This is a genomic window from Paenibacillus sp. sgz302190 (genome assembly GCF_059820445.1).
In genome coordinates, this window is the sequence record NZ_JBZYAO010000094.1 from 1 (window position 1) to 1,413 (window position 1,413).

The 1,413-nt window shown below is 48.5% G+C and carries 8 tRNA genes; all 8 read right to left on the bottom strand.

Annotation, left to right across the window (positions count from 1 at the left end):
* Window positions 1-421 precede the first annotated feature (421 nt).
* A tRNA-Lys gene (locus tag AC6RNO_RS36560) sits at window positions 422-494 on the bottom strand.
* Between the two features lie 12 nt (window positions 495-506).
* A tRNA-Tyr gene (locus tag AC6RNO_RS36565) sits at window positions 507-592 on the bottom strand.
* 49 nt (window positions 593-641) lie between these two features.
* Window positions 642-714: transfer RNA gene (locus tag AC6RNO_RS36570), tRNA-Phe, on the bottom strand.
* A 49-nt stretch (window positions 715-763) separates the two neighbouring features.
* Window positions 764-840 (bottom strand) — tRNA-Asp (locus AC6RNO_RS36575).
* A gap of 73 nt (window positions 841-913) precedes the next feature.
* Window positions 914-989 (bottom strand) — tRNA-Thr (locus AC6RNO_RS36580).
* 9 nt (window positions 990-998) lie between these two features.
* Window positions 999-1,074: transfer RNA gene (locus AC6RNO_RS36585), tRNA-Val, on the bottom strand.
* A 14-nt stretch (window positions 1,075-1,088) separates the two neighbouring features.
* Window positions 1,089-1,165: transfer RNA gene (locus tag AC6RNO_RS36590), tRNA-Met, on the bottom strand.
* A 24-nt stretch (window positions 1,166-1,189) separates the two neighbouring features.
* A tRNA-Ser gene (locus AC6RNO_RS36595) sits at window positions 1,190-1,281 on the bottom strand.
* Window positions 1,282-1,413: the final 132 nt, after the last annotated feature.

The window sequence follows — 1,413 nt, forward strand, 5'->3', positions numbered from 1 at the left end:
CGTTTCCAGTTCTTACGCTTTTCAAGCTTGAAACTGGAGCTGTAGACCTGAATTATTTTCATTCTGTGGGGTGACGTCCACGACGTCATGGGGTTTTTGCAGGAATTCTTTGTGGCCAGTGATCAAAGGACGCAAATTCATGTATTTTTGCAGGTTTTCTTCGTTCTCAAGAAAAATGAACCTCAACCCCTATGCTCGGTGAAAAGCCTGCCACAATAGCAGGAATGTTGCGCTACCGGCATATCAAACGAGCTAAAAAGCTGCACGTTTAGGTTTTCATACGGAAAAGTCAGAGTCGGGTAGTTGTGCGGTCACTCTGACCTTTCCCTTGTCTCTTGTAATGACAAAAAGCACCCCCTTTACAGGCAGATGCTTTTTGTAATAAAAAAAGACCCCGAGGGTCAGCTTGATTGTTGAAAAGTGAGCCATGTAGGACTCGAACCTACGACACCCTGATTAAAAGTCAGGTGCTCTACCAACTGAGCTAATGGCTCTTATTAAGGTAATGGTGGAGGCTGATGGATTCGAACCACCGAACTCGTCAGAGAACAGATTTACAGTCTGCTGCGTTTGGCCACTTCGCTAAGCCTCCAGATTAGAGATACCTGCGCCGCATACCATTGCAGCGCAACCATCTCAAATGGCTCGGGACGGAATCGAACCGCCGACACGAGGATTTTCAGTCCTCTGCTCTACCGACTGAGCTACCGAGCCTTATGTATGCAACTATAGTTTGTCCCATTTGGGCAAAAAAAATAATAGGTGGCGGAGCCGACGGGATTCGAACCCGCGGTCTCCTGCGTGACAGGCAGGCATGTTAGGCCTCTACACCACGGCTCCGCATTAAGAAATAACTAAATCTCCGAAAATCAAATGGAAGCTCAGTCGTTGACTTTCACTCTTTGAAGTGAAATGGTGCCGTCGAGAGGACTTGAACCCCCAACCTACTGATTACAAGTCAGTTGCTCTACCAATTGAGCTACAACGGCATATAATGATGGTGGAGGCTGACGGGATCGAACCGCCGACCCTCTGCTTGTAAGGCAGATGCTCTCCCAGCTGAGCTAAGCCTCCTACTGGGTTGTGTATGGTAGCGGCGGAGGGGCTCGAACCCCCGACCTTACGGGTATGAACCGTACGCTCTAGCCAGCTGAGCTACGCCGCCATACAAGATATATATAGTTGGAACTGGCGGAGAGAGAGGGATTCGAACCCTCGCACCACTTACGCAGTCTAACCCCTTAGCAGAGGGTCCCCTTATAGCCACTTGGGTATCTCTCCAAGCTATATATCTCTAGGAATTTATCATTCCCTGAAAACTAGATACGAAACTTGCGTAAAGTGTGAGTTAAATTGTATAGGTTAAGCCCTCGACCGATTAGTATTCGTCAGCTCCACACGTTGCCGCGCTTC